The sequence below is a fragment of the Zooshikella ganghwensis DSM 15267 genome (assembly GCF_000428585.1).
Taxonomy (GTDB): Bacteria; Pseudomonadota; Gammaproteobacteria; order Pseudomonadales; family Zooshikellaceae; genus Zooshikella; species Zooshikella ganghwensis.
Map to the genome: position 1 here is coordinate 1 of NZ_AUAF01000327.1, position 1,914 is coordinate 1,914.

The 1,914-nt window shown below is 33.6% G+C and carries 2 protein-coding genes; both read left to right on the forward strand.

The features are described 5' to 3' along the window. Positions 1-67 precede the first annotated feature (67 nt). Positions 68-550: a sugar transferase gene (locus F607_RS32135; protein WP_051311875.1), complete on the forward strand. Its 483-nt coding sequence runs from the start codon at positions 68-70 to the stop codon at positions 548-550. Between the two features lie 18 nt (positions 551-568). Continuing rightward, entirely contained in the window at positions 569-1,543 is a 975-nt protein-coding gene (locus F607_RS0126565; protein WP_027710411.1) for a sugar phosphate nucleotidyltransferase, read from the forward strand. Positions 1,544-1,914 lie beyond the last annotated feature (371 nt).

Sequence of the window (1,914 nt, forward strand, 5' to 3'; positions counted from 1 at the left end):
AACAATAACCAATTAACGAAACCAAACGTAGGGTGGGTCAGTTTTAAATTGCTGGATTACCAGAAAAGTGGGTCAAAATTCAATTGCTGTTGACAGTGGGGCACCATTTCTTCTTTGGAAGTTTCGATCAATGTACCAAGATGCAGAAAAAATGCGTGCTCACCTAGAAAGCAGTAATGAGATGCAAGAAGGTGTGACCTTTAAAGTTAAGAACGACCCCCGCGTAACAAAAGTAGGGAAGCTAATTAGGAAACTATCTCTTGATGAAATACCTCAACTATGGAATGTACTAAAAGGTGAGATGTCATTAGTTGGTCCAAGACCTGCACTTTATAGTGAAATAGAAAAATACAGTTTAATACAGCGGCAAAGATTAGATACAATACCAGGCCTAACATCTGACTGGGTTATTGCTGGTAGATCAAAAGTTTGTTTTACTCGTCAAGCAGAACTCGATATTGACTATGTACATCACCAAAGCTTGTGGCGGGATATCAAATTAATATTTAAAACAATTCCAAGTCTTTTAAGTGGTCAAGGTGCTTACTAATCAATAAGGAATAATATTATGCAAGCAATAGTTTTTGCGAACCGCTGTGGTAAAGAGCTGTACCCTCTCAATGAGTTCTACTGTCCTGCAATGTTACCTATACTTGGCAAGCCCGTTTTAGAGCATTGTATCGAAGAACTTAAAGTTAATAATATAACAGAGATTTTTTTAGTCACCAAAAACATACAAAACGTTATTAAAAATTATTTCAAATGTGGAATTCGCTGGGGTTTAATTATTCACTATATCACCTGTGATGAAAGTGATTCACTCAACTCTATTAAACAACAACTTTCTTCAAAGCTAAAACTACCTTTTTTAGCAGCTAGAGGTGACATTTTAAGAGGAACATACGACTGGAGCTTGTCAAATGAAGATAAGTCTACAGCATACGTTAATATGCTTAATAAACCCTTAGGCTTAATGAAAGTATACGATAAAATCTCGTCTATCGACTGTATAAAGTGGCCATTAAAAAATCCTGAAGACTTTAATAAAGCTCAAATTAACTGTCCATTTAAAAATTACGATTTAAAGTCAATTTCAGCTTATCATCAGCTTTCTTTGAATGAAATAACTGATATGAGGTCATTGATCCCAAGTGGTATTGAACAGTCATTTAACCTTATCAAAGGAAAAAGAAGCATAATACAGAAAGACTCTATAGTAACAGGAAAAACATATGTAGGAGACCATAGTTATGTTGACTGTGATACCCTACTACATGGTCAAAACTCGATTGGTCATGAGTGTTTCGTAGACAAAAGTGTACAAATCAGTAACTGCATTATACTTGATGATACTTTTATAGGAGCAGGCATAAAAATTAAAAACTCTATAGTATGCCAAAACAAAATAATTTATATTGATTCTCCTAAACCTATAAAAATTAGCACCCCATATTTTGTTTCTAAAAACAAACCTGAAAATATAAGTTTTTTTAAAATTAAGAATATATTTTCAAAATTATTAAAATCCTCTGCTTTATCTTAACATATCAAATATTGATTCATAAAATACTATCTTACACCACAACTTAACCATGACTATTCTTAATCCACCATTTACATCACTTGGATATGAATCAGTAGAGTAGTCGGTGTTTTATTTGGCTAACACCATTTTTGAAGATTTAAAAAATTCATTACGCAGTACGTATAATGTAATTTACCCTAAGTGCACACAACCTTATCTTGCAAAGTTTCAGTATCGATTTAATATTTAACAGACTTTATACCAAGACTTGCCTACATTACACTGAGCACACCTGCGCTACCAGGAATATTGCTGAGGATAGCTTAGGGTGAGACATTATTAGGTAACATCTCTATGTACAGGACAAAACTTTCAGGGAGTGCCGAAAT